At 53.0% G+C, this 23,769-nt stretch carries 11 protein-coding genes; 8 read left to right on the forward strand and 3 right to left on the reverse strand.

Features of this window, described 5'->3' with window-relative positions; all coding sequences use genetic code 11:
• Positions 1-161 precede the first annotated feature (161 nt).
• Positions 162-3,413 carry a TonB-dependent receptor gene (locus tag BLQ88_RS21755; protein ID WP_090154402.1) on the forward strand — a complete coding sequence of 1,084 codons (3,252 nt, stop codon included), beginning with the start codon at positions 162-164 and terminating at the stop codon, positions 3,411-3,413.
• Positions 3,414-3,430: 17 nt separating this feature from the next.
• Positions 3,431-5,041: a RagB/SusD family nutrient uptake outer membrane protein gene (locus tag BLQ88_RS21760; protein ID WP_090154404.1), complete on the forward strand. Its 1,611-nt coding sequence runs from the start codon at positions 3,431-3,433 to the stop codon at positions 5,039-5,041.
• Between the two features lie 87 nt (positions 5,042-5,128).
• On the opposite strand, the gene BLQ88_RS37400 is transcribed toward BLQ88_RS21760, so the two are convergent.
• The 3 genes from BLQ88_RS37400 to BLQ88_RS21770 all read right to left on the reverse strand — a co-directional run bounded on the left by BLQ88_RS37400 (position 5,129) and on the right by BLQ88_RS21770 (position 10,136).
• The gene (locus tag BLQ88_RS37400; RefSeq protein ID WP_262485715.1) at positions 5,129-5,251 is read right to left on the reverse strand and encodes a hypothetical protein; all 123 of its coding nucleotides are present in this window, start codon (positions 5,249-5,251) and stop codon (positions 5,129-5,131) included.
• A 139-nt stretch (positions 5,252-5,390) separates the two neighbouring features.
• Positions 5,391-6,938: a SusD/RagB family nutrient-binding outer membrane lipoprotein gene (locus BLQ88_RS21765; protein WP_090154406.1), complete on the reverse strand. Its 1,548-nt coding sequence runs from the start codon at positions 6,936-6,938 to the stop codon at positions 5,391-5,393.
• 18 nt (positions 6,939-6,956) lie between these two features.
• Positions 6,957-10,136, reverse strand: coding sequence for a SusC/RagA family TonB-linked outer membrane protein (locus tag BLQ88_RS21770; protein WP_090154408.1), 3,180 nt, complete (start codon positions 10,134-10,136; stop codon positions 6,957-6,959).
• Positions 10,137-10,625: 489 nt separating this feature from the next.
• On the opposite strand from BLQ88_RS21770, the gene BLQ88_RS21775 reads away from it, so the two are divergent.
• The 6 genes from BLQ88_RS21775 (at position 10,626) to BLQ88_RS21800 (ending at position 23,763) form a co-directional block, all read left to right on the forward strand.
• Positions 10,626-11,375: an SDR family oxidoreductase gene (locus BLQ88_RS21775; protein ID WP_090154410.1), complete on the forward strand. Its 750-nt coding sequence runs from the start codon at positions 10,626-10,628 to the stop codon at positions 11,373-11,375.
• Between the two features lie 215 nt (positions 11,376-11,590).
• Positions 11,591-11,782, forward strand: coding sequence for a hypothetical protein (locus BLQ88_RS21780; protein WP_090154412.1), 192 nt, complete (start codon positions 11,591-11,593; stop codon positions 11,780-11,782).
• A 48-nt stretch (positions 11,783-11,830) separates the two neighbouring features.
• On the forward strand, positions 11,831-15,166 hold the full coding sequence (locus BLQ88_RS21785) for a SusC/RagA family TonB-linked outer membrane protein (protein ID WP_090154414.1): 3,336 nt from the start codon (positions 11,831-11,833) through the stop codon (positions 15,164-15,166).
• A gap of 23 nt (positions 15,167-15,189) precedes the next feature.
• Positions 15,190-16,902 carry a SusD/RagB family nutrient-binding outer membrane lipoprotein gene (locus BLQ88_RS21790; protein WP_090154415.1) on the forward strand — a complete coding sequence of 571 codons (1,713 nt, stop codon included), beginning with the start codon at positions 15,190-15,192 and terminating at the stop codon, positions 16,900-16,902.
• Between the two features lie 225 nt (positions 16,903-17,127).
• Positions 17,128-18,033: a histone deacetylase family protein gene (locus BLQ88_RS21795; protein WP_090154417.1), complete on the forward strand. Its 906-nt coding sequence runs from the start codon at positions 17,128-17,130 to the stop codon at positions 18,031-18,033.
• Positions 18,034-18,447: 414 nt separating this feature from the next.
• Positions 18,448-23,763, forward strand: coding sequence for a S8 family serine peptidase (locus tag BLQ88_RS21800; protein WP_510185991.1), 5,316 nt, complete (start codon positions 18,448-18,450; stop codon positions 23,761-23,763).
• Positions 23,764-23,769: the final 6 nt, after the last annotated feature.

The following is a 23,769-nucleotide window of genomic DNA, read 5'->3' on the forward strand; positions in this document are numbered from 1 at the left end:
AAAACCAAAACTATGGAGCATATTATCTGAAAGAAAATCCCCGGACGTAAACCCGGGGAAAGAGCCAAAATGCAAGTTCAAAATTGCGCCGCTGCCACAGGGGTCGAAGTCTAGGGCATCGCGCACAACCAGCTGATTTACATTTTAAACCTGTCAAAATTATGAAAAAATCTCTCCCAAGGAGTGAAGTGATTCACTATATTCTTACTGCGATGAGATACAGCGCCGTTATCATCTTCCTTGTTTGTTGCGCTGCGTCCATGTCTGTCGCCCACGATTCGAATGCGCAGGCGTTGGAAAAGCCCGTGACGATCCACCTCAAAAATGTACCGCTCAACGAAGCCCTGGACGTGATAGCTGCCCAGGCGAATGTCAATATCGTTTTCACAGGCAAGGTCGCCGGCCTGCCCAGGGCGAGCCTCCGGGCTCGGAATGAGAAGCTGCGCGACGTGTTACCGAAGCTGCTTCGGCCGTACGATCTTTCCTATGCACTGATGGGTAACAATATCGTGATCCGCCACGTCGCCGAAATGCCCGGAAAGAATAAATCGAAAACCGCAAGGGCGGATACCATCCTCGTACGCGGCCGGATCCTCGACCAGAAAGAGCCGCCCGGCCCGCTGATCGGCGTTACGGCGGTTATTAAGGGCACGCAAAAGGGTGCTACCACGGATGCCGATGGTTTTTTTGAGATTTATACCAAAATAGGCGACGTGCTGGTGTTCACCTTCATTGGTTTTACTGGAAAAGAATACATCGTGAATGGCAACGAGCGTAACCTGATCATTTCCCTCCCCGAAACCACCACCGCATTAAATGAAGTAGTAGTAACCGGTTTTTCGGAACAAAAGGTAAAATACCTGGCGAGTTCGGTAAGCACGGTTTCGATGAATAATGTCAATAACAAGCCTATTACGCAGCTTTCGCAGGCATTGCAGGGCGGTACTACGGGTATTAATGTAAACCAAAGTTCGGGTTTACCCGGCGGCGATGCGGCGTCGATCAAAATCCGCGGCGTGGGCTCGCTACTGGGTTCTTCGCCGCTGGTACTGGTGGACGGCGTGCCGTTTGATATGAACAAACTCGATCCCAATACGATTGAAAGCATTTCCATTCTCAAAGATGCCGCAGCCGCCTCGGTATATGGCGCGCGGGCGGGCAATGGCGTGATCCTGATTACCACCAAGCGCGGCGTCGCGGGGAAAGTGGATGTGCAGTACAATGTATTTTACGGGAACCAGACCCCCATGTACAAGCCCGACTTTGTAGACGCGGCCACCTACATGGAGATGGTGAACGAAGCGCGCAAGAATACCGGCGGCGACCCTACCTATTCGCAGGAGGTGATCAGCAATACCCGCAATGGCTCTGAGCCGCTCCGCAACCCCGATACCAATTGGGGCAGGTTACTGATGAAGACCAATTCCATGATCCAGCAGCACGGCTTGCAGGTTTCGGGTGGGAACAATTCGGCGCGGTTTTCACTGGCGGCCAATTACATGAAGCAGGATGGGTTGCTCCAAAACTCGACATTCAACCGCGCGAACGTCCGGGCGAACACGAGTATCGACCTGCGTAAAAACGTGGTCGTGTTCATGGACCTTTTTGCCTCGCGCGACGATCAGTTGCAGCCTTATGCGTACGGGGGCGAGAGCGCAAGGCTGCTCAACTGGATTTATACAGCGCCGCCGAATGTGATGTCGCGCTTCCCTGAGAAGCCCGACCGGCCCGGATATGCCTATTACGGCACTTACGGCGAAAGCTGGAACCCGCTGGCGCAGATCGAGAAAGGGGGTACCATTCAGCGTATCCGCGACGAAGTGCTCATCAACCTCCGCCCGAAATGGGACGTCTCGCGCGACCTCACCGTGAAGGGGCAGTTCAGCTACCGGGTTTCGTCCGGCGCCGATAAAACCAACCGGGAGTCGTTCGTATTCTTCGATTATTTTACGGGAGAAAAGGCAGGCTGGGACTACGGGACGATCAAATCCGCCGGGCCGACGAACCGGTCGAGCTACTATTATGCGGGTGGTAACCTCGATTACAACAAGAATTTCGGGGACCACCGGGTGAATTTCATCGCCGGATTTTCACAGGAAATGAACAATGCCGATGCCTGGAAGGAGATCGGGTTATTGTCTGTGTTTGGCAAAGCTTATTACAGTTTCAAGGACAAATACCTGATCGAGGCGGGTATGCGCCGGGATGGTTCCTCGCTTTTCGCTCCTGACAAAAAATGGGGGAACTTTCCGTCGCTGGCGGCCGGCTGGAATGTGAGCAACGAGGGTTTTATGAAAGAAATGCATTTCGTGAACCAGCTCAAACTGCGCGGTTCGTACGGAATGCTGGGCAATAACAACATCGCGCCTTACAGCTACCAGTCTACCGTGAACACCGGAAACGGTACAGAAAGTACGATCGGTAATCCGGATATTACCTGGGAAAAAGTGGGTATTCTCGATATTGGGGCAGATTTGAGCCTGTTCGGGAGAAAGCTGGATTTTACTTTCGACTGGTACAGTAAGAAAACCACCGACCTGATCCTGAACCCGCAGCCAACACTCACCTCGGCATTGCTTACGGGTCCAATCAACATTGGAAGCGTGGTCAACAAAGGTTGGGAACTGAAAGCAGGTTATAACAGATCGCTGACGGACCACGTCAATTTCAGCCTGAACCTCGGGCTGTCGCGCAATACCTCGGAGTGGCTGAAACTCTCGCAGGAAACACCCATTGTGGACGGCAACCGCATTAGTCAGAAGGGACGCGCCATTTCGGAGTATTATGGGTACAAAAGCCTGGGGCTGATCCAGCAGTCGGATATGGACAACAATGTGCCGATCGTCGCCGGGCAAGGCGCGGGTGATATCCGCTATGCCGACATGAATGGCGACGGCATCATCAACAACGACGACCGCGTGGCACTCGGCGCGGTGGACCCCGTGATGACCTATTTCGGTAATTTCTCGTTGAAAGTCCGGAATTTCGATTTCGAAGTGCTGGTAACCGGCACCGGCAAAGTACCCGTATTTTATTCCAACCGCATTGCATTGCCTTTGAACGTCTCGGGCGAGGGCGGTACGCCTCTGAACTGGCACCGCGACTACTGGACGCCGGAAAACACTAACGCCCGTTTCCCGAGGCTCCTCACCGCTCCGGGCAACAACGGCCTGCAATCCGATTTCTGGCAGGCCAATGGCGCATTTGCGCGGGTGAAATATGTGCAGCTGGGCTATAACCTGCCTGCATCACTGACCGGTCGCCTGCGCATCCGCGGCGTGCGTGTGTACGTGAATGCACAGAACCCGCTGACTTTCACCAAACTGAAAATCATCGATCCTGAAACCAAAGGCGACCAAGGTACTTACCCGCTATTCAAAACCAACACGATCGGCCTGAACGTACGCTTTTAATTCAAACCGAAACAACAATGAAAAGATACAGAACACTTTTAATGTGCCTGGCATTGGTGCTGGTACACGCTGGCTGCTCCGACTTCCTGGAAAGGGATAACCCCGTCGCCACCACCGACGACAAATGGTGGAACCTCGAATCCGACCTGCGCGCCTCGCTCGAAGACGTGTATGCGGGCGTACCGTCTGGTGTGATCGTTTACAATGATTTTTATTCCAATGCACGCGTGCACTTGTCGGGCGCGTCGGACGAATCCGTTTTTCGCGCCAATTATACCGATTTTGAGGTATTTACATTAGGGACGGCTACGAGTTCGTCAGGCATTCCCTTGCAGCAGTACCGCAACAAGTACAAGACGATCCGCAATGCATGCCGGTTTTTGGAAAACTACTCGAAAGCCTACGTGCAGGACCCCGCGCTGAAAGAACGCTACGCCGCCGAAGCGAAGGCATTGCGGGCCTGGTACCATTACGAACTGTTCGCCTACTTCGGACCGGTACCTATTGTGGACCATTCGTTTACGCCCAACGAGCAATACGCCGAGCGGCCTACGCAGGAGCAGATGGTATCTTTTATCATTTCGGAGCTGGAAGCGGCGGCGGCGGTTTTGCCGGTCAAGTATCCCGACAGCGAGGCTTATAGGATCAACAAGGCCATTTGCTATGCCATGCAATGCCAGGTTTATATGTTTGTGAATGACTATGCCAATGCGGCTGCGAAAGCCAAACAGGTAATGGACCAGAACATCTACGAACTCTACCACAGCTCCGACCCGAACATCGGCAACTACCCGGCGCTGTTCACCTATACCGGCGTGGTGAACAAGGAGCGCGTATTCTTTTACCGCACTGGCCAGCGCCAGGCATTCCTGCGGCTCGGGCCGAAGAGCTTCGGCGGGGCCAATGCCACCACTTCGCCTACCGCGGCCATTGTGAATACCTATGAAACGAAGCAGGGCAGGACGATCCAGGAGCTGGGTGCCGATAGTTTGGCTATTTACATTAAAAACCCCAACTTCAACGACAACCGCGACCCGCGTTTCAAAGCGTCGATCCTCGTGCCGGGCGAAATGTTTTTAGGTAAAAAAATGGACCCGTTCACCACCACCAGCGTGGACCTGATCGGCCAGACGCAGTCGACGCAAACCGGTTTCTGGATCAAAAAGTGGCTAGATTCGCGGGATATCAGCAACCAGGCCGACGGCCAGCTCGATTTCTTCATCATCCGCTATGCCGAGGTACTGCTCAATTACGTGGAGGCGCTCGTCGAAACCGGAAAATGGCAGGACCCCGACGTGCTCAAATACCTGAACATGATCCGCAAACGTGCCGGAATGCCCGATGTGGATGTGAAAAAGTATAATACGCAGGAGAAAATGCGGGAATTTATCCGCCGCGAACGGCAGGTCGAGCTCGCATTCGAAGGTCAGCGGTTTTACGATATCCGCCGCTGGAAAATCGGTGAGAAGGTATTGAACGGCACGGTGTATGGCGCGGTGGACCCGGCTACGGGCAAACCCGTGGTGGTGGAACAGCGGAAGTTCAATCCTGCGCGTGACTATGTGTGGCCGATCCCGCTCACAGAGTTGAATGCCAACAGGAATATGCGGCAAAATTCCAATTGGTAAGTCGCAGATACACAGCTATGTGGAGTATCTGCTACGGTATTGTTTTTGGGCGATCGCCCGGCATGAATTCCCGTTCATGCAGGCGCATCAGTCCTGAACTTCCAGTATTGCTTTCAACGCTTTGAAACACGCGTAAGCGATGTAAATCGGTACGAGTACGGGCAAAAAAACAGCCACTTTCAGGATGTGCTCATTTGTAAAGTTTTTCATAGGAGATCCTTATTTATAACTTATTCTACAAATAGATAAAAGTTATACCACAAATATAGGGTAACAAAAATTAAGTTAAGGCAAAAAAATGGCCGCCCCAACTGAATAGGGCGGCCACTTTTCCTCCGGTAGATATGAATTATTTATTCCACCAAAGTGCCGTTGTGATGTCGTCATTACCCTGTGCTTTCACCGCATTCTGGTAGTTGGCCAGGTTCACACTTTGCTCTTTCGGCGGGTAGTACAATCGTTGCGGAACACCCTCGCCGAACAGCGGCTGAAACTTGTAGTCGGTAGTCTTGCCATCCACCGTGCGGCTCCAGACTACATCGCCCGGCTTCACGAGGAAAGTAGGGTAGCCGGTGCGGCGGATTTCGGCCCACGCCTCGTCACCCTGGGTGTAAAGTGCCAAATATTTCTGGTTCAGTACATTGGCTTTGTCGGCTTTCGGCAATGCGGCTAGGTAGGTGGTAATGTCGGCTTGCGCCACGCCCCATTTTTGCAGGGAGGCGGTCACGCCGTTGATGTATTCCTGCTGGTCCCAGTTTTTGTATTCCGAAATCAGGAAGGCCACTTCTGCATATTCCTGCAAAACCTCTCCAAAATTAGCCGCATTCACCACAGTGCCGGGAAGGCTCACATCAGTGGCTGTCAGCAAGCCGGCTGCCGCAACAGGCAGGCCGTAGGGTTGACCCACATAATTACCGGCTGCATTTTTGATCGCATAAACAGGTAAGCGCGGGTCTTGCACCTTCACGGTACCGAGCTCGCCTTTCAGTACATTAATGATCACGTGCGAAACGGCGAAGTCTTTGCGGTTGGCGGTAACGGTAGCGCGGTAAAGCGGCGCTTCATTCGGTGCGAGCGACTGGTATTTGAACACGGCATTATCCGTATTGGAAGTGAAAACACCTTTGGCCAATGCATCCTCGAAATGCGTCTTCGACTCGGCAGGCTGCTGCTTGCGGATGCGCGTCGCGATACGCAGGCGCAGCGAGTTAGCCAATTTGGCCCACAAGTCGTTTTTGCCTTTGTAAATCACATCATAGTTGCCGAAAGTGTTCGCGGTTTTGTATTTGATCAGCGTGTCGCCGGCCGCTTTCAACTCATTCAGAATGTCGAGGTAGATCTTCTGCTGGCTCGCGTAGCCGGGGCTCAGGTTCTCGGGCTCTTGCTGCAATGCCTGGAACTCGGGGTCCTGGTTGCCGTACGACTGGTACGGAATGTTACCGAACACGTCCGTCAGGTTCTGGAATGCATAAGCTTTCAGAATGCGGGCGACGGCGATCTGGTTCGCATTGCTACCGGCGGTTCCCGCGGCGGCGATGTTCCTGGTAGCCGGGTCGCTGTTGAGTTTGATGATCTCATTCAGGTTGTTGAGCGCTTTGTAGGCATTGCTCCAATAAGTATCTGAATAAGACCTTGGGATATCGTAGCGCGACTGGTCGCTGTAAATATTCTGGCTGTAATACTGCGCAAAAAGCTGCGAGCCGCGTAAAGAGCTGTTTTCGTTGCGGATGTTGTCGATCACCTGCTTTTCGGCCGACAGGAGAATGGTGGTCGTGGTTACGTTTTCCGGACGGTTAGGGTCTTTGTTGATGTCCTCGAAATGGCTGTCGGAGCAGCTGGCCAGCAATGCGCCGATGGCGAGGGCCAGAATGCTTCTTTGATATATGAACTTTTGCATGATTTTCAGTTTGAGGTGTTAGAACTTCACATTGACATTCAGGCCATACGTGGCAGGCACCGGAATGTTACCGCCTTCGAGGCCCTGGATGTTGCCGCCGCTGTTGGCAAACTCGGGGTCGATGTACTTGCTGGCCGTGTAAATGTTGGCCAGGTTACGCCCGTACACCCCGAAATACACCGATTTTACAGCCTTCGCATTCAATGCCAGGTTATATCCGAATGTGATCTCGCGCAGCTTCACGAACGTCGCGTCAAAGATCGTTTGCGGGGTAGGGCCGCTGTATTCCCCGCGTGACCATGCCTGCGCGGTAATGCGCGTGTCGTTCTGGGTGGTGTTGGTTACCTGGTAAGTACCGTCGGCATTGTACGTAACAGTCCCTTTCACGCCGTCGAGCACCACGCCGGTTTCGCGGACGTTGTTGGCCGCGGTTTTATCCAAAACACCCGCGTACATCGCTACCTTATAAGTTTGCGAGAAGAATTTGCCGCCCACGCGTCCGTCTACGAGGAAGCCCAGGTTGAAATTTTTGTAAGTAAAATTATTCTGGAAACCGAAAAGGTATTTCGGCAACACGCTGCCCAGCGGGGTAAGCTGCTGCGCGCGCTCGTAAGTGCCATCGGCTTTGATTACCTTCTGGCCGTCGGCCGCGTACACGAAATCGTTGCCGAGGATCTGTCCGTAAGGCTGTCCCTCACGCGCTACGAGCGTCACGAGGCTGTTGGCAAGCTGGAAAGTATTCACACCCGGCGCCAGTTCGATCACCTTGTTGCGGTTACGCGACCAGTTCAGGCTCGAATTCCATTCAAAACCATTCGCGCGGACCGGCGTACCCGAGAGCGTCACTTCAATACCTTTATTATTGATCTTACCTGCATTGATCACCTTCGAATCGTACCCGAATGCCGACGACACCGGAATGTTGATGATTTGGTTGCGGCTCACATTATCATAATAAGTAATGTCGAGGCCGACGCGGTTTTTCAATGCCTGGATGTTCAAACCCGCTTCCCATGAGCTGGTAATCTCGGGTTTGAGTGCCTGGTTGTTCAGCTGTGCAGGCAGCTTGTAAGACGGCAGGCCGTCGAACGACTGGCTCGCTTCGTAAGCGCGTTGCAGCTGGTAAGGGTCGGTGTCGTTACCCACCTGTGCCCAGCCGAGGCGTACTTTGGCGAAATCCAGCCAGTTGATATCCTTCACGCCGTTCAGTTCGGTGAGGATCAAACTCGTTGTAAGTGAAGGGTAGGCGAATGAGTTGCGGTTCAATGGCAGGGTAGACGACCAGTCGTTACGCAGCGTACCGTCGAGGAAGAGCAGGCTCTTCCAGCCGAGCGAGAAGCTACCGAAAATGGAGCTGATCTGCTTGCGGTATGCATTCGAATTTACCAGTACCGAGCTCGCATTCTTCAAGTTATAATATTCCGGAATGATCAACCCGCCTTGCGTAACGGCGTCGCTGATGCGGCGGCGCTGGCTCATGATATTACCACCCGCATTCACATTCAATGAAACGTCGCCCCAGCTTTTGGTAGCCGAAGCCAGCAATTCGTAGTTGAACTCGCTGAAATTGTTGTTGTACTCCTGGTACTGCGACTGCGTCCGCGAGTACACGGCAATGCGGTCCTGGTATTGATATTGGTACACATCCGCATTCACTTTTCCGCTCAGTTTGAGCCAGCTGTTCACGTCGTATACCACGCCTACATTACCATAAAAACGGTCGCGGTTTTCTTCGAGGTAGCTTTGGTAGGCCGACCAGTACGGGTTATCGATAAATTTCGCCGCTTCGCCGGCAGGCGTATCCTGGTAACCGCTGCGATTCCAGAGGATCTGGCTGCCGTCGGCGCGTTTATAGTTTTTCAGCTTCTCGTAATCCACCTGCACCTGTCCCCACTGAAATGCTTCGAGAATAATGTTCCGGTTGGTTGCACCCGTCCACGGCCGTCCGGTCGACTGGTTTTTGATATAATTGAAGTTGTTGTAAAACTTGAACTTACCTGCCTGCGTCGAACCCGAGAAGTTGATCGAGTTACGTTTCAGCGATGAATTCGGCACGGTACCTTTTACATTTTTATTGGTAAATGAAATGCGGTAGGTGGAGTTGGCATTCCCGCCGCTCACCGCGAGGCTGTTGGTGTTCGAAACGCCGGTTTCGAAGAAGGTATGCACATCGTTTTTGGGGTAAGCCCAAGGCTGCGGTTTCAGGTATTCTGCCGTGTTCTCGGGATCGAGGTTATACCAATGCAATACCGGCGTGCCGTCCAGTTTCGGGCCCCAGCTTTCGTCCACGGCATATTCCGCGATGTTGTACTCGGTGCCGTTGATGGTCGCTTTCTGGAAAGTATTGGAAAAACCGCCGCCGTACAGTTTCTGGCGTTTCGGCAGGCGCACGATGTTTTCAAACTCGACGCCGGTGTTCAGCGTGATATTCACTTTGCTGTTCTCCTTGCCTTTTTTAGTCGTAATCAAAATCACCCCATTCGCCGCACGGGTACCGTAAAGCGCCGCCGCGGATGGCCCTTTGAGCACGGAAATGTTCTCGATATCGTCCGGGTTAAGGTCCTGGATCATGTTACCCACGTCCTTACCGCCGCTTCCCGCGCTCGTAGCGGCGCTGTTCAGGTCGGCATTGTCGATCGGCGTGCCGTCGATGACATACAAAGGCTGGTTGTTACCCGAAATGGAGTTGATACCCCGCAGCAACACGCGCGAAGAACCGCCCATGTTACCACCCGACGATACCACCTGCATACCCGATACGCGGCCGGATAATGCGCTCAATGCATTCGTCGGCCTTGTTTGCAATGCCTCGCCTTTCACTTCCTGCACCGCATAACCCAGCGCGCGCTTCTCGCGCGAGATGCCCAATGCGGTTACCACCACATCGTTCAGGATTTTGGCATCCTGTTTCAATGCGATCGTGATCTTGTCGCCGCTACCCACCGGAACCTCCTGGGTGAGGTAGCCGATGAACGAAATCACCAGCACGGGCGATTCCGCGTTGATGTCCAGGCTGAAACCGCCGTTGGCGTCGGTCAGTGTACCGGTGGACGTTCCTTTTAGTGTCACGGAAGCTCCGGGGAGCCCGCTGGCATCGTTGGCGTCGGTGACAGTACCGGTAATCGTCCGCTGCTGCGCGTGCGCGAGCCCGGTCGCAAGTAAAGTCACCAGGATGAAGTAGATAAATCTCGTTTTCATGAATTGTATTTTGGTGAGGATTTGTTGAGTTTTTGTTTTGAAATTTTCTCCTGTTTTTGGATGGCTGATGTTAAAAATGATTTTTTGCTAACGTGATTTGCTAAAATTTAATTCCGTTAAATCCATTAAAATGAACTTATTGTAAATTTTGTATTATTAAATATTTTGTAAATGTATTAAAAATTAGTTAAAATGATTAATATCTATCGGATTAATAGATTAAAAATATTTTGACTTGAAAATTGGATTGTTTTAAGTTTTGGTATTTTCAGCTGAGCGGGAGGGAGTTAGCTTTCGACGGTTCGGAACTGCTTTCGAAAGCGTCATTCACGATATTTCGCGGACAAACCGGTGATTTGACGAAATATCGTGTAAACAGACCCTATCCTCTTGGGTGTAATTATCTGAAATTAAGATAGTTAAATGTTTGGCATCGAAATGGTAAGTGTGATGACGAAGCCATTTATTTACACTTAACCAATACAATTCATGAAGATCGTAGTCATAGGCACAGGTTTGATCGGGTCGAACGTCGCAAAAAAACTGGAACAGATGGGCCACACCGTCATCGCAGGTTCACCATCTACGGGTATCAACACGCTTACAGGTGAGGGAGTGGCAGAGGCGCTTGTGGGTGCCGAAGTGGTGGTCGACCTGGCTAATTCGCCTTCATTCGACGAAGAAACGGCCGTTTCTTTCTTCAAAACCGCCGGAAATAATTTGCTGACTGCCGAAAAAGCGGCGGGCGTGAAGCACCACGTCGCATTGTCGATTGTGGGCGTGGACGAGATGGGTGAAGTAGGCTATATGCGGGGAAAAAAGGTGCAGGAAAAACTCATCCGCGAATCGGGAGTACCTTATACGATCATTCGCAGCACGCAGTTCCAGGAATTCGTGCCGGCCATTGCCGGAGGGTCCACACAAGGTAATGAGGTGCATGTATCGAAAGTCGCGTTCCAACCGATTGCCGCCGAGGATGTTGCAACTTTTGTGGCGCAGTTCGCACTGGCGGCTCCGGCCAATGGCGTCGAGGAGATCGCCGGCCCCGACCGTGGATTTTTGAGCACGTTTGTCGATACTTACGTGAAGGAAACGGGCGATACGAAGGTGGTGATCCCGAACGACCGGAATGAATACTTCGGCGCCGAGATCCCGCAAGCCGCATTAGCACCAACAGGCGAAGCACATCTGGGTAAGATCCGGTTTCAGCAATTTATTGAATCGGCATTGGTAAAATAGCCACGTGCAAGGTTTGCTAAGCATTTCAAACGGCTCTGTCCTCCCCGGACAGGGCCGTTTTTTGTGCCTGATAACGGCATCGAAACCCCTCATTCTCTTTGGAATAGCCCGTTTTACGCTATTCGTAACATTAATTTAACACGAAAGATCAACCGGTGGATAGTCCGTTCAGGCAGTGTTAAAGTAATTTGTACATACCGCGACAGTCATACAGGATGTCAGTTTCAAGGGCTCAAATATTGATTGAAAAGCTGATCAGCAACCGCCTTTCGTCGGAGGAACTGTCTGAATTGCTTGCCGGCACGCACGATGAGGCCGTGCAGCAGGTCTATTCGGATGCGCTGGAATTGTATTTCAATCGATTGCTTGCAGAGGAGTCGGGCAAACGGCGCAACCTGCCGGACTAGCGGTGTGAAAGAACTGTATTTATTACCTACTCGCCTAATACTAATACTATGAAACCAAAAGCTACCCTGAAAGTGGCGGCACGATGTATGTTGGCCGCACTCTGTCTATCGGGTCCGGATATCGCTGCCCGGACGGTCGGTACGGGAAAAAATGCCGTTTTCCCCGTTGCCGACAGAATCAAAGGTAAAGTAACCTCTGCCGTCGACGGCTCGCCGATCCCCGGTGTGAACGTGCTCGTGAAAGGCACCCAGCTCGGTACCACCACCGACGCGACAGGGGATTTTACGATTGATGTGGCATCCGGAAATGCGGTGCTCGTATTCTCATATATCGGCTTCAATACTACCGAAATGCCGGTAGGAGGCAAAAGCGTCGTGGATGTGGTGCTGACCGAAAACGTGGCCACATTACAGGAAGCAGTCGTTACCGCCCTCGGTATCAAGCGCGAAACGCGTTCACTGGGTTATAATGTAGGCAAAGTGGAAGGCCGCGATGTGGCCAATGTGGCAAACGAAAACGTGTTGACGTCGCTTTCGGGTCGTGTATCGGGGGTATCTATTAATCAAACCAGTGGTGTCGGCTCGTCGATCAGCATTGTGATCCGCGGTGCGGCTTCTTTGAAAAACAACCAGCCGTTGTTCGTGGTCGACGGTGTGCCGTTGGCTAACAGCCTTGCGAACGTGAGCGAAAAAGGAAGCGGCAACAAGGTCGATTACGGTAATGCGATCTCCGATATCAACCCCGACGACATTGAAAGCATGTCGGTGCTGAAAGGCCCGAGTGCGGCGGCATTGTACGGCTCGCGGGCGGGTAACGGTGTGATTTTGATTACGACCAAATCCGGTAAAAAAGGCAAAGGCCTGGGCGTTTCGTTCTCAACTTCCAATGTGTTCGAAAAACCTTACCGTTACCTGGATTTTCATTACAAATATGCCAATGGCGAGCGCCCGTTCCAGCTGGATGAGTCGTCGGCCTACTGGGGCGGTCTGCCGCTGGATGCCGGTGTGAAGGAGGTTCAATGGAATGCGCCGCTGGATGCAGACGGCAAGCCGATCGCTACCGAGCTGAAATCTTATAAGCATAATATGAAGAACTTCCTTCAAACAGGAATCACTTCTACCAATAACCTCACCGTTTCCGGCTCGACAGACAAGGCTACTTACCGCGTGTCGTATAACAATATGAGCAACCGCGGATTGATCCCCAATTCGGATTTGTACCGTAACTCACTGAGCTCGGCGCTGACATTCGATATGTCGAAAAATCTGAAACTGAGCACGAATATCAACTTCGTACGCTCGAACTCCAACAGCCGCCCGCAAACCTCGGAGCGCGATGGTAACCCGTTGCAGGCCGTTTACTACTCACCAAGCTACGATATCCGCGATCTGAAAGGCGTATGGAAGCCGGGCCGGGAGGAAATAGAGCAGCTTACAGTGGCGCCGGGTGAAACGGACAACCCTTATTTTCTGGCAAAACACCTCACCAATGCCTACACGCGGGACCGCCTGTACGGAAACCTGAAACTCGACTGGACGATTGCTCCCGGCCTGACCGCATTTGTGCGCTACGCGCATGATATGTACGACGAAGACCGCGAGACGAAGATTCCGTGGAGCTACAAAAGCATGGCCAAAGGGGGTTATTACCTCGAAAACGTAGGTCGCAATGAAGGTAATGCCGACTTTCTCGTGACCAAGGCTATCAAGGCCGGTGATTTCGATATCAGCATTTCCGGTGGTGGTAACATCATGAAACAGAAAGGAAATAACTCCAACCTTGGCGGCCGCGACCTTTCGGTGCCGGGCTTGTACAATATCTCCAATATCCCGGTAGCTAACCGTGTAGTAGGCAATGGCAGCTACAAAAAAGCAATTTACAGCTTGTACGCATTGAGTTCTATTGGTTTCAAAAACCAGCTTTACCTCGATTTGACCGCACGTAACGACTGGTCGAGTACATTGCCCGAAGCGAACCGTTCGTATTTCTATCCGTCTGCATCGCTTAGCTGGCTGGCCAGCAGCACATTTAATATGCCGTCGTACATCACGATGCTGAAATTCCGCGGAGGCTGGGCGCAGGTGGGTAATGATACCGATCCGTATCAGTTGTATCCCAATTTGGGAACCGGCAACTGGGGTAACCTCGTTACCGCCAATCTGGGTGGAACGTTGCTCAACCCTACATTGCTGCCCGAGATCGCGACGTCTACGGAAGGTGGTCTCGACCTGAATATGTTCAACAATCGCCTGCGTTTCGACCTGACTTACTACGACCGCGCGAATACCAACCAGATTTTCACCGTTCCAATGGCTCCTTCGACAGGCTGGGAGAGCAAGAATATCAATGCCGGTAAGCTCGTAAGCCGCGGCTGGGAGATCGGGATCGGCGGTACGCCCATCAGCAACCTCAATGGCTGGACCTTGGATGTGAATGCGAATTTTAGCCGCAACCGTGTGACTGTGAAGGAATTGGCTCCTAACTTCCCCTATTTCGAACAATGGGGCGAAAACGGCGCGGGCGCTTACACCTACGTAGGCGAGCAGATCGGCAACATTTACAGCCGCGGCTTCGCTACCGTTACCGACCCGAATTCGCCGTACTATCGCTGGCCGATCGTTGCTTATGATGGTGAAGGAGGCGATATGGACTGGCAGTCGCTCGGTGGCCGCGAGAACAACGTCAAAGTAGGTAACTACAACCCCGACTTCATGGTGGGCGGCCAGGTTAACCTCTCTTATAAACGCTTCTCGCTCGGTTTGAGCCTCGATTGGCGCCAGGGTGGTGAATTTATGTCGTTCACCTATCGCTACGGAGAGTCCGACTGGAAATCACAGCGCCAGCTCGACAACCTGATCCCGGGTAGCCTTTATTCGCCGGATCAGCTGGTGGCAATGCTGAAATCGGATCCTGAAAAATACATTATTCCTAAAAATGGAAACTTCCCGCGCGTAGGTGGGCACACTGCTGCAACCGGTGGTTTCGGAGCGGATGGCGACGGTGCATTCATCCCGGGTGTTTGGGAAGACAAAGACGGCAATTACCACGAATGGCTAGGTGGTGCCGGTACCAAATACATGCCGATCACAGCCATGTATCCTTGGAGTTTCAACCAGCAGGTTACTTTTGACGCGTCGTTCGTTAAATTGCGCGAAATCACATTGACCTACAAAATCCCGATGCTTTTCAATGCGGTACGCAATGCGAGCTTGTCGGTTTACACCCGGAACATCATGCTCTGGAACGCGGCCAAAATCGGTATCGACCCCGAGCGGGCATTCTGGGCCGACCCAAGCAAGGGCGGGTTCCGTCAGGGTATCGAGCGCCAGAACGTAATGCCATGGACGATTCCTTTCGGTTTCAAGCTCAATTTCGATTTCTGATCCATTCCTGAAAATTCAAAGCGATGAAAATCTTTAAATATATTCCCAAAATCGTTCTCGTACTGGCCGTGCTGCTGGCTTCGTCCTGCAAGGAAGACCTGACGGAAATCAACGAAAACCCGAACGGTGTCGATCCGAACACCGCCAATCCGAACCTGCTCATGCCGACCGTCATGACCGGCGTGGGCACACAGTACCTGAAACTGGGCTACGGCCGCATTGCCGGCGTAGTGCAGCACACGCAGGAAGATGCCTGGAAAGACGGCTTCAACGATTACAACTGGACCGAGGAAGACGACGAATGGAAAGCATGGTATGGCTTTCTCCGCAACAACGACCTGCTCTACAAGCGATCGACCGAACTGGGTTTTACCTTCCACCAGGCCGTTGCGCTTACCATGAGGGCATTCATCTTCGGCACCATCGCCGACCTTTGGGGCGATGCGCCCTATACCAATGCATTGAAGGGTGATGCGGGCGAAATGCTCCCGGCATTCGACAGCCAGGAGGTGATTTACAAAGGCATTATCGAAGACCTGAAACAGGCTTCTTCGCTCTTCGCTACCGCCGACGTTTCTACTTATGCGCCGGGTTATGATGTGTATTACAATGGCGATAAGCTGAAATGGCAGAAATTTACCAACTCGCTGCTGCTGCGCTACTACATGAGGGTTTCTTCCAAATTACCCGATGTTGCCAAAGCGGGTATCGAGCAGATTTATACTTCGGGTATTTACCTGAAAGAAGCTTCCGACGACGCGGTAATGGATTACATCGGTGCGGCTTCGGGTGATTCGTGGCCGACCGCCATTGCATTCGACGTGAGCCAGTCGAACTGGCGGAGAAGAAGACCTGCCGCGACGTTGGTCAACAGCATGTCCGCAAGCAACGACCCGCGCATGAAAGTGTGGTTTCAGCCGGTACACATACGCTGGGTGTCGGACGCGACGCTTAAAACGGGTATGGACGAGTTTGTTCGCAAAAATGGCGTAATCCAGAGTGGCGTAAAATCGCTCACCGAACAGGAATTGCGCGAGCAGATTGCCGCCGGCCATAAATTTACCCGTCATTTCAACCCGACTTTGTATAAGCCAACACGCGCCGACCTGTTCAACGGGCCATTGAATCCTAATGAATATGTAGGTATCCCTGCCGGAATGATCGACCCTACCTATTATAACGAGAACCCGACGACCGGTCAGCAGGTGCAGAACCAGCACGCGTCGCAGCTCAGCTACGATTACCAGGGCTCCAAAGGCGGCTTGTTGAAAGCGCGGCTCGCTTCCGCGGCTGAAACGGCGTTCATTCTGGCGGAAGCGGCACAAAAAGGCTGGGCAGCAGGCGGTGCGGAGGTACATTATAATAATGGTATCAAACAATCGCTGCAAACCTGGGGCGTGGCCGATCAATACGACGCCTATGTGAAAGCAGTAGCCTACAAAGGCACGCTGGCGCAAATCCTGGAACAGAAATGGATCGCAAGCTGGACTGCCGCGACGGAAGCGTGGTTCGACTACCGGCGCACCGCATTGCCTGCATTGGTACCGGGTCTGGCCCCTGCTTCGCGTGCATTGCCGCTCCGTTTCATTTACAGCAACAACGAATTGAACAACAACGGCGACAATACCCGCAGCGCGATCGATAAGCTGGAAGAGACCAATTTCTCCGGTCCGCGCAAGAAAAACAGCCAGTGGTCTAAACCGTGGCTGGTGCAGGGGACGGGGAAACCCTGGTAGAATGAGTTTCCGGGTCCGGTTGAAATTTTTCATCCCACGTTTCCGGATGTTCGCCCCATGGTAAGGGTTATTTGCCCCATACTATCGAATTAATTATGCTGAAATCACGGAGTTTGGCGTAATTGCCGGTGACAATGAATAATCCAGCACCCGTTTTTGAAAGCGGCCTTTTTCGGAGGGTCGCTTTCTTTTTTGCAACTTTGCGCCGTAGCATTGTCCATTTGCATGTTCCCGATTGCTTTTCACCCTGTTTTTAAATACCCTGTTCCGGAAGGCCACCGCTTTCCGATGGACAAATATGAATTGCTCCCTTTGCAGCTTCTTCGGGAAGGAATTGCGGAGGAATCCGATTTTTTTAGTCCCGAACCGATTGACATGCCTCCCGTGTACGCGGTGCACGAACGCGCGTACGCCGACCGCTTTATGGCAGGCACGCTCAGCCGCCAGGAAATACGCCGCATTGGCTTCGAGCAAACGCCCCTGCTCGTCGAGCGGGAGCTCCGCATTGCGCGAGGAACGGTCGACGGTGCGCTTAAAGCATTTGAAACAGGCATCGCATTCAACATTGCGGGCGGTACCCACCACGCCTCGCGTGACGCAGGCGAGGGTTTCTGCATGATCAACGACCACGCCGTTGCCGCGCAGTACCTGGTGGACCACGGCAAGGCCAGCCAGGTGCTCATAGTCGATCTCGACGTGCACCAGGGCAACGGTACCGCCGACATTTTTACCGGCGAACCCCGCGTTTTCACATTTTCCATGCATGCGAAGAACAACTATCCTTTTCGCAAAAAGCAAAGCGATCTTGATGTAGAGTTGGCGGATCGTACCGACGACAGTACCTATTTGAAACTTCTCGCAGACACGCTACCAGGCCTCATCGACCGCGTTAAGCCCGACTTCATCTTCTACCAGGCCGGTGTCGACATTCTCGCCACGGACAAGCTCGGCAGGCTCTCGTGCACCATCTCCGGTTGCCGCCAGCGCGACGAAATGGTGTTCCAAACGGCGAAGGAGCACGGTATCCCGGTGCAATGCAGCATGGGCGGCGGCTATTCGCCCCATATCAAAACGATCATCGATGCGCATGCGAATACTTACCGGGTGGCGCGGCAGGTATTTTGTTTTTGATAGAAATTGTACAAAACTAATATTTCGGATACTCTTCCGAACCGCTTTCAATGCACCTGGCATCGGAAGCGGTCAATCCAAGTACCTTTTGGTAACTAAAAACGGGCGTATTGTTCAGCGCAAAATTGCCCCAGTGCGGGCCGAATATTCAGCCTTCGGAACCAGCTTCTTTGAACACTATTTTTTACCGTAAACGGGCCTTGAAATAATGTAAGCGGGAAAGTTCAGGACCTGCCCGCAACAGCTATCGTGCTGAGTGGCACAGGCGAATGGGTACTTCAAGTATTTTGGTTGATCAGGCAAGTTTTTCTACTGAAAAACAAATAGTTATATAGGGTTTGAAATATTTAAAAAAGGGTTACATTCGATATTTAGAAGTAAAATTTGACCCAATCATTCCTCCTCTATATGCACATGTTGAAGTATCGCTGCGCCCTCGTAGTAGTTCTACTGGTACAGCAACTAACTAACGTTACGGCCCAGGATAATAGGGCTTACAATGTCTATCTCAGAAGTGGTACAATCGCGCCGCCGCCCACCTTCGAACTCACTCGAACGCGCGAAAATAAGACGGCGAGGGTTGCCGCTGATGATAGTGTCAAATTTGTAATAATCCAATTTTTCAAAATTCCGGAAGAGCCGGCCATAGGGTTGCTGAACAACGCTGGCATTACCCTGCTGGATTACATTCCCGAAAACGCCTACACGGCCGTCGTGCATGGTGATCCCGACCGTAACGTGTTGCAGGCAGCGGGAGCAAGGGCCATCCTGGAACTGGAACCCGAGCAGAAGATCCAGGCCGCATTGCTCGGGCCCGACCTGCCTGCGCACGCAATGCGCGAGGCCGGGAAAGTGGATGTGCGGATCAGTTATGTGAAAACATTGACCCGTGCTGCATTGTCGGAGGCGCTCGGCAAACAACAGGTTCAGCTGCTATCCGACGATTTGGGCGCTTACCAGATTGTGGAAGCACGGGTGCCGGTCGACGGGCTGCGTGCGCTGGCAGGTATGCCGTGGGTCCAGTATATTGAAGCCGTGCCGCCACCCGAGGAATTGCTCAACGACCGGAGCCAGGCCGCGTCCCGCGCCAACTTGCTCGCGTCGGCACTGCCCGGGCAGCGGCAGCTCAGTGGCGACGGCGTGGTAGTAGGGATCGGCGATAGCGGGAACCTGCTGGATCACATCGATGTGAGTACAAAGGTTCTCAGCTATGACAATCAAAGCACCTACTGGCATGGCCTGCACGTTGCCGGTACGGTGGCAGGTGGGGGTATTATGAATGAAAAATACAAAGGCTATGCGCCGAAGGCTTCATTGATCAAACGTACCAACTCCGAAATATGGAAGCAGGCGCCGGCGCTTGTGCGTGATTACGGGATGGTGGTCACCAACAATTCATACGGCGGCAGCGTATGCCCGGATTTCGGATCCTACTCGTTCGATTCCTATGTCCTCGACCGCCAGGCCAGCGAACTGCCCAATTTGCAACATGTATTTGCCGTAGGTAATAGCGGTAATGTAGCACCTTGCGAAGGTTCCGTGGCAGGTTTTGGCAATGTCATCGGAGGGAATATTTCATCAAAAAACGTGATCAGCACCGGTTTCCTGGAAACCGATGGCATTATTGTCACCTCGTCCAGCAAAGGGCCTACCAAGGACGGGCGTATCAAGCCGGAGGTTACCGCACGCGGAAGCGGCATCTACTCAACACTTCCCGGAAATACCTACGACGACGCCTGGGGCAGCAGCATGGCGTCCCCGGCCGTAACGGGCGGACTGGCATTGCTGTACCAGCGTTACCGGCAACTGAATGGCGGTAACAATCCCAGGAATATGCTCATGAAAGCATTGATCTGCAACGGCGCGACGGACAAGGGATTGCCGGGGCCGGATTTTTCCTATGGTTTCGGTGTGATGAACCTGTTGCGGTCGGTTTCGATGATGGAGAAAGGGCAGTACTTCAATGGCAGAGTGACCAGGGAGAGCAAGGACGGGTACGAAATCTCAGTACCGTCGAATACGGCGCTGGTGAAGGTGATGTTATACTGGAACGACGCCCCGCCGGCGGTGATTACAGGAAAGACCCTGGTAAACGACCTGGAACTCAGAGTGGTCAAGTTGGGTAATGTCGAAATACAGCCTTCGTTTCCCAGGGCGGCTAACCCGCTGGCTGCTGCGGAGCCGGGCGTCGATAGTGTTAATAATGTAGAACAGATCGTGCTCGAAGCGCCGGCGGCCGGTAACTATGTCATCAATGTATCGGGCAGAAAGGTGCCCAGCGGGCCGCAGGAGTACTTTTTGGTGTACGATATTATTGAAACTTCTGCCGTACTCACGCATCCCGTCGGAGGAGAACGTTTTACGAGAGGCGATGTGATCGATATTTCCTGGGATAGTTACGGGAATGCGACCAGCACATTCGCGGTGGCCTATTCCCTCAATGATGGCGCTACCTGGACCAATATCAACACATCTGTGCCCGCAAGTACCAACCAGCTCAGCTGGACAGTACCCAACGCCTCCACCACGACCGCCAAAATCCGCATTACCCAAAACAGTACCGGGGTTGTAAGAGAGAGCAGCGCGTTTTCGATCATGGGCATACCGGTGATCACCCTGCAAGCCAGCCAGTGCGAAACCTATGCTGCCGTGCAATGGACGGCGGTTAGCGGCGCTACCGATTATGAGGTAATGCGCCTGCAAGGCCAGGAAATGCGGCCGGTAGGCGTTACCACCGAATTGAAATACGTACTGAGCGGGCTCTCACGGGATTCTACCTATTACATTTCCGTTAGACCGCGCAAAAACGGCATTCCGGGCCGGAGGGCGGTGGCTATCAGCCGGAAACCCGATTCGGGCACTTGCGAGGGCTTCATCTCGGATGGCGACCTGGCCGTCGATGCGATAACCGCTCCCGCCAGCTCCGGCAGGTTGCTGACGTCCACCAGCCTGGGTGAGTCGCAGTTTGTCAAGATCCGGCTGAGGAACTTGGACGATCTGCCCGTGACCCAGTCCTTTCAGGTAGGCTACGCCGTCGGCAACGGGGCTGTACACTGGGAAACGGTGAATACGGATGTTGCTGCCAACAATTATCTGGATTACACTTTTATACAACCCATCGACATGCGTAATGCAGGTTCGTACCCGCTTACGGTGCAGGTGAAGCTGGAAGGCGACCAGGTGGCAACGAATAATCAGAAATCGGCCGTGATCCGGCAACTCGCCAATGCGCCCGTAAGCCTGCCGTTTGCCGACGATCTCGAATCGCTGCAAAGTGCGGAACTGTATGCCAATACAATGGGTGTCGGCGGTAGCGAGCGCTATGATTTCTCCCAGGGGCGCGACCTGGGACGACTGAGGACGTCGGTGGAGCCCGGTTTGGCCTACTCGGGTAACAAATCATTTACAGTGGATGCCAACAACAGTGCCAATTCCCTGTACCCGACCTATCTGGACGCCACTTATAACCTCGCTGCCTACCATGCCGATCAGGATGAAATCCGGCTGTCGTTCCGCTACCGGCTTTATGCGGGAACGTCGCCCGCGTGGCCGCTGCGCGTGTACCTACGTGCGAAGGATTCCGATCCTTGGATAGAGGCATTGGAAAGTAGTATTGTCCCTTATTTTACCAAAAACAACAACTACTGGCTGATGTCGGTGGAGGTAAGCGATTTACTGAGGCGTAATGGAAAGGATTTTAGCACCAGTTTTCAGGTACGGTGGGAGCAGAGTTTCAGGTATCCCGCGCAAACGGACGGCGCAACGATCGACGACATCCGTTTGTACACCAGCGCGAGTGATATGGAAGTTACGAGGGTCAATGTACTGGCAACCCCTTCCTGTGACGCCAACGGTTACCAGGAATATAATGTACTGATTAAAAACAATGGCGCCGAAGATGCTTACCGGGTGCCTTTCGAGGTCCGGATCAATGACGAGTTTGCACATCAGGGGTACGTCCCGGTGGTGCGTGCGGGCACCGATACCTTGTTTTCATTCAGCTTTTCGTCCACCCAGCACCTCGGCAGCGACCGTAATGTGAAGGTGATCGCCAAGAAAGCATTCGATAAAAATGCCGGAAACGACACGGGCAGCACGCTGGCACGGGCTGCGCAGGTGATTGCCCAATATCCGTACCTCGAAGACTTCGAAAACGGCGCGGGCGGATGGTATCTAACCGAAACCACCCCGCTCTGGACATTCGGCAAACCCAATACGGGCAAAGTAACGGAGGCTGCCAGCGGTAACAATGCGTGGACGACCTCTTTGGGAGGTGCCCGCTCCGGCGAAACCATATCGTATCTGTATTCCCCCTGCTTTGCCATGGGTGGAATGGCCCAGCCCGCACTGAGTTTCAGCGCCTCGATCGACCTGGCAGCCTGCGAGGGCGGTGCGTGTGATTTTGCTTATATCGAGTTCAATGTAAGCGGAAACACTTGGATGCGCCTAGGGGCAATCAATAGTGGGACCAACTGGTACAATGCACAGCAGGAGGGCATGGACGTGTGGAATGCGCAGGACTATACCCGTTGGCATGTGGCCACTGTGCCGATACCTAACCATTTCCCCTCCGGATACGTTCGTTTCCGTTTCGTGATCAAGAGCAAGTCCAATGCTGGTCGCGCGGGCATTGCCATCGACGACATTCATATTTACGATTCCCAGGCGCTGGTGTATTTCAATGCGCTATCCGAAAATCCGGCGGCATCGGCCGAGGTGCAGGGCAACGATTGGATCCCGTTCAGGCTGAATAATTCGATGGTAGCGGCCATTAACCCGCATGGCCAGTCGCTGGGGCAGGTTTCGGTGAAAGCGTTTCAGGATAACGGCGCAACGCGGATCGTGAACAAGCAATATTATCTCGGCAGGAGCTTCGCCATCGAGGCCGCCCGGTCGGATTTTACACAGCCGGTGGGTGTGCGGCTTTACATTACCGATGAAGAATCTGAAAAGCTGATCGGAGCGCCCGGGAAAGTTGGTATTTTGAAGCCCGGATCGGCTTATGAGCTGGCTGTTACCAAATATTCGGGTAGTAATGAAGATGGCGATCTGGCGAACAACGGCAGCGTCGCCTGGACTTTTCTTCCCAAAAACACCGTGAAAAAAGTGCCTTATGCGCAGGGTTACTACCTTGAATTTACGGTCAAAAGCTTCTCTGAATTCTGGTTTGCCAAAGATTTCATCGGGTCGGGTACGCCGCTGCCTGTGCGGCTTGTCAGTTTTGCGGCCACACCCGACGAAAGCAGTACCAGGCTTGAATGGCTCACCGCCGAAGAGGACAATGTAAGCCATTTTGAAATACAAAGAAGCGCAGATGCGCGCACCTGGACGACATTGCCCGAAAACACCCCGGCAGTAGGAGAGGGCGGGCACCGGTACGAGTCCGTGGATACCACGCCGATGGCAGGCCTGAACTATTACCGGCTGAAAATGGTCGATCATGACCAGACGTTCGCGTATAGCCAGATCGTTTCGGTCGATTTCTCAGGGGCGGGTAATGCACCGGTGGTCCTGTTTCCGAACCCAGTTACGGACAAGCTCTATATCAAAAGCGGAAACAGGCGGTTTTCGAAGGCACAGCTGCATTCGCTGTCGGGAACGCATTTGTATACTTCCGCGGAAAACCAGTCGGTGTTGGATGTGGCGAAGGTGGCGCCAGGAATGCATTGGCTTACAATTCATTATGCCGACGGCTCCCGAAGCAGTCATAAAATTGTGATTGTGCATTGATTTAAA

The sequence above is a fragment of the Dyadobacter soli genome (assembly GCF_900101885.1).
In the GTDB taxonomy this organism is placed as follows: Bacteria; Bacteroidota; Bacteroidia; order Cytophagales; family Spirosomataceae; genus Dyadobacter; species Dyadobacter soli.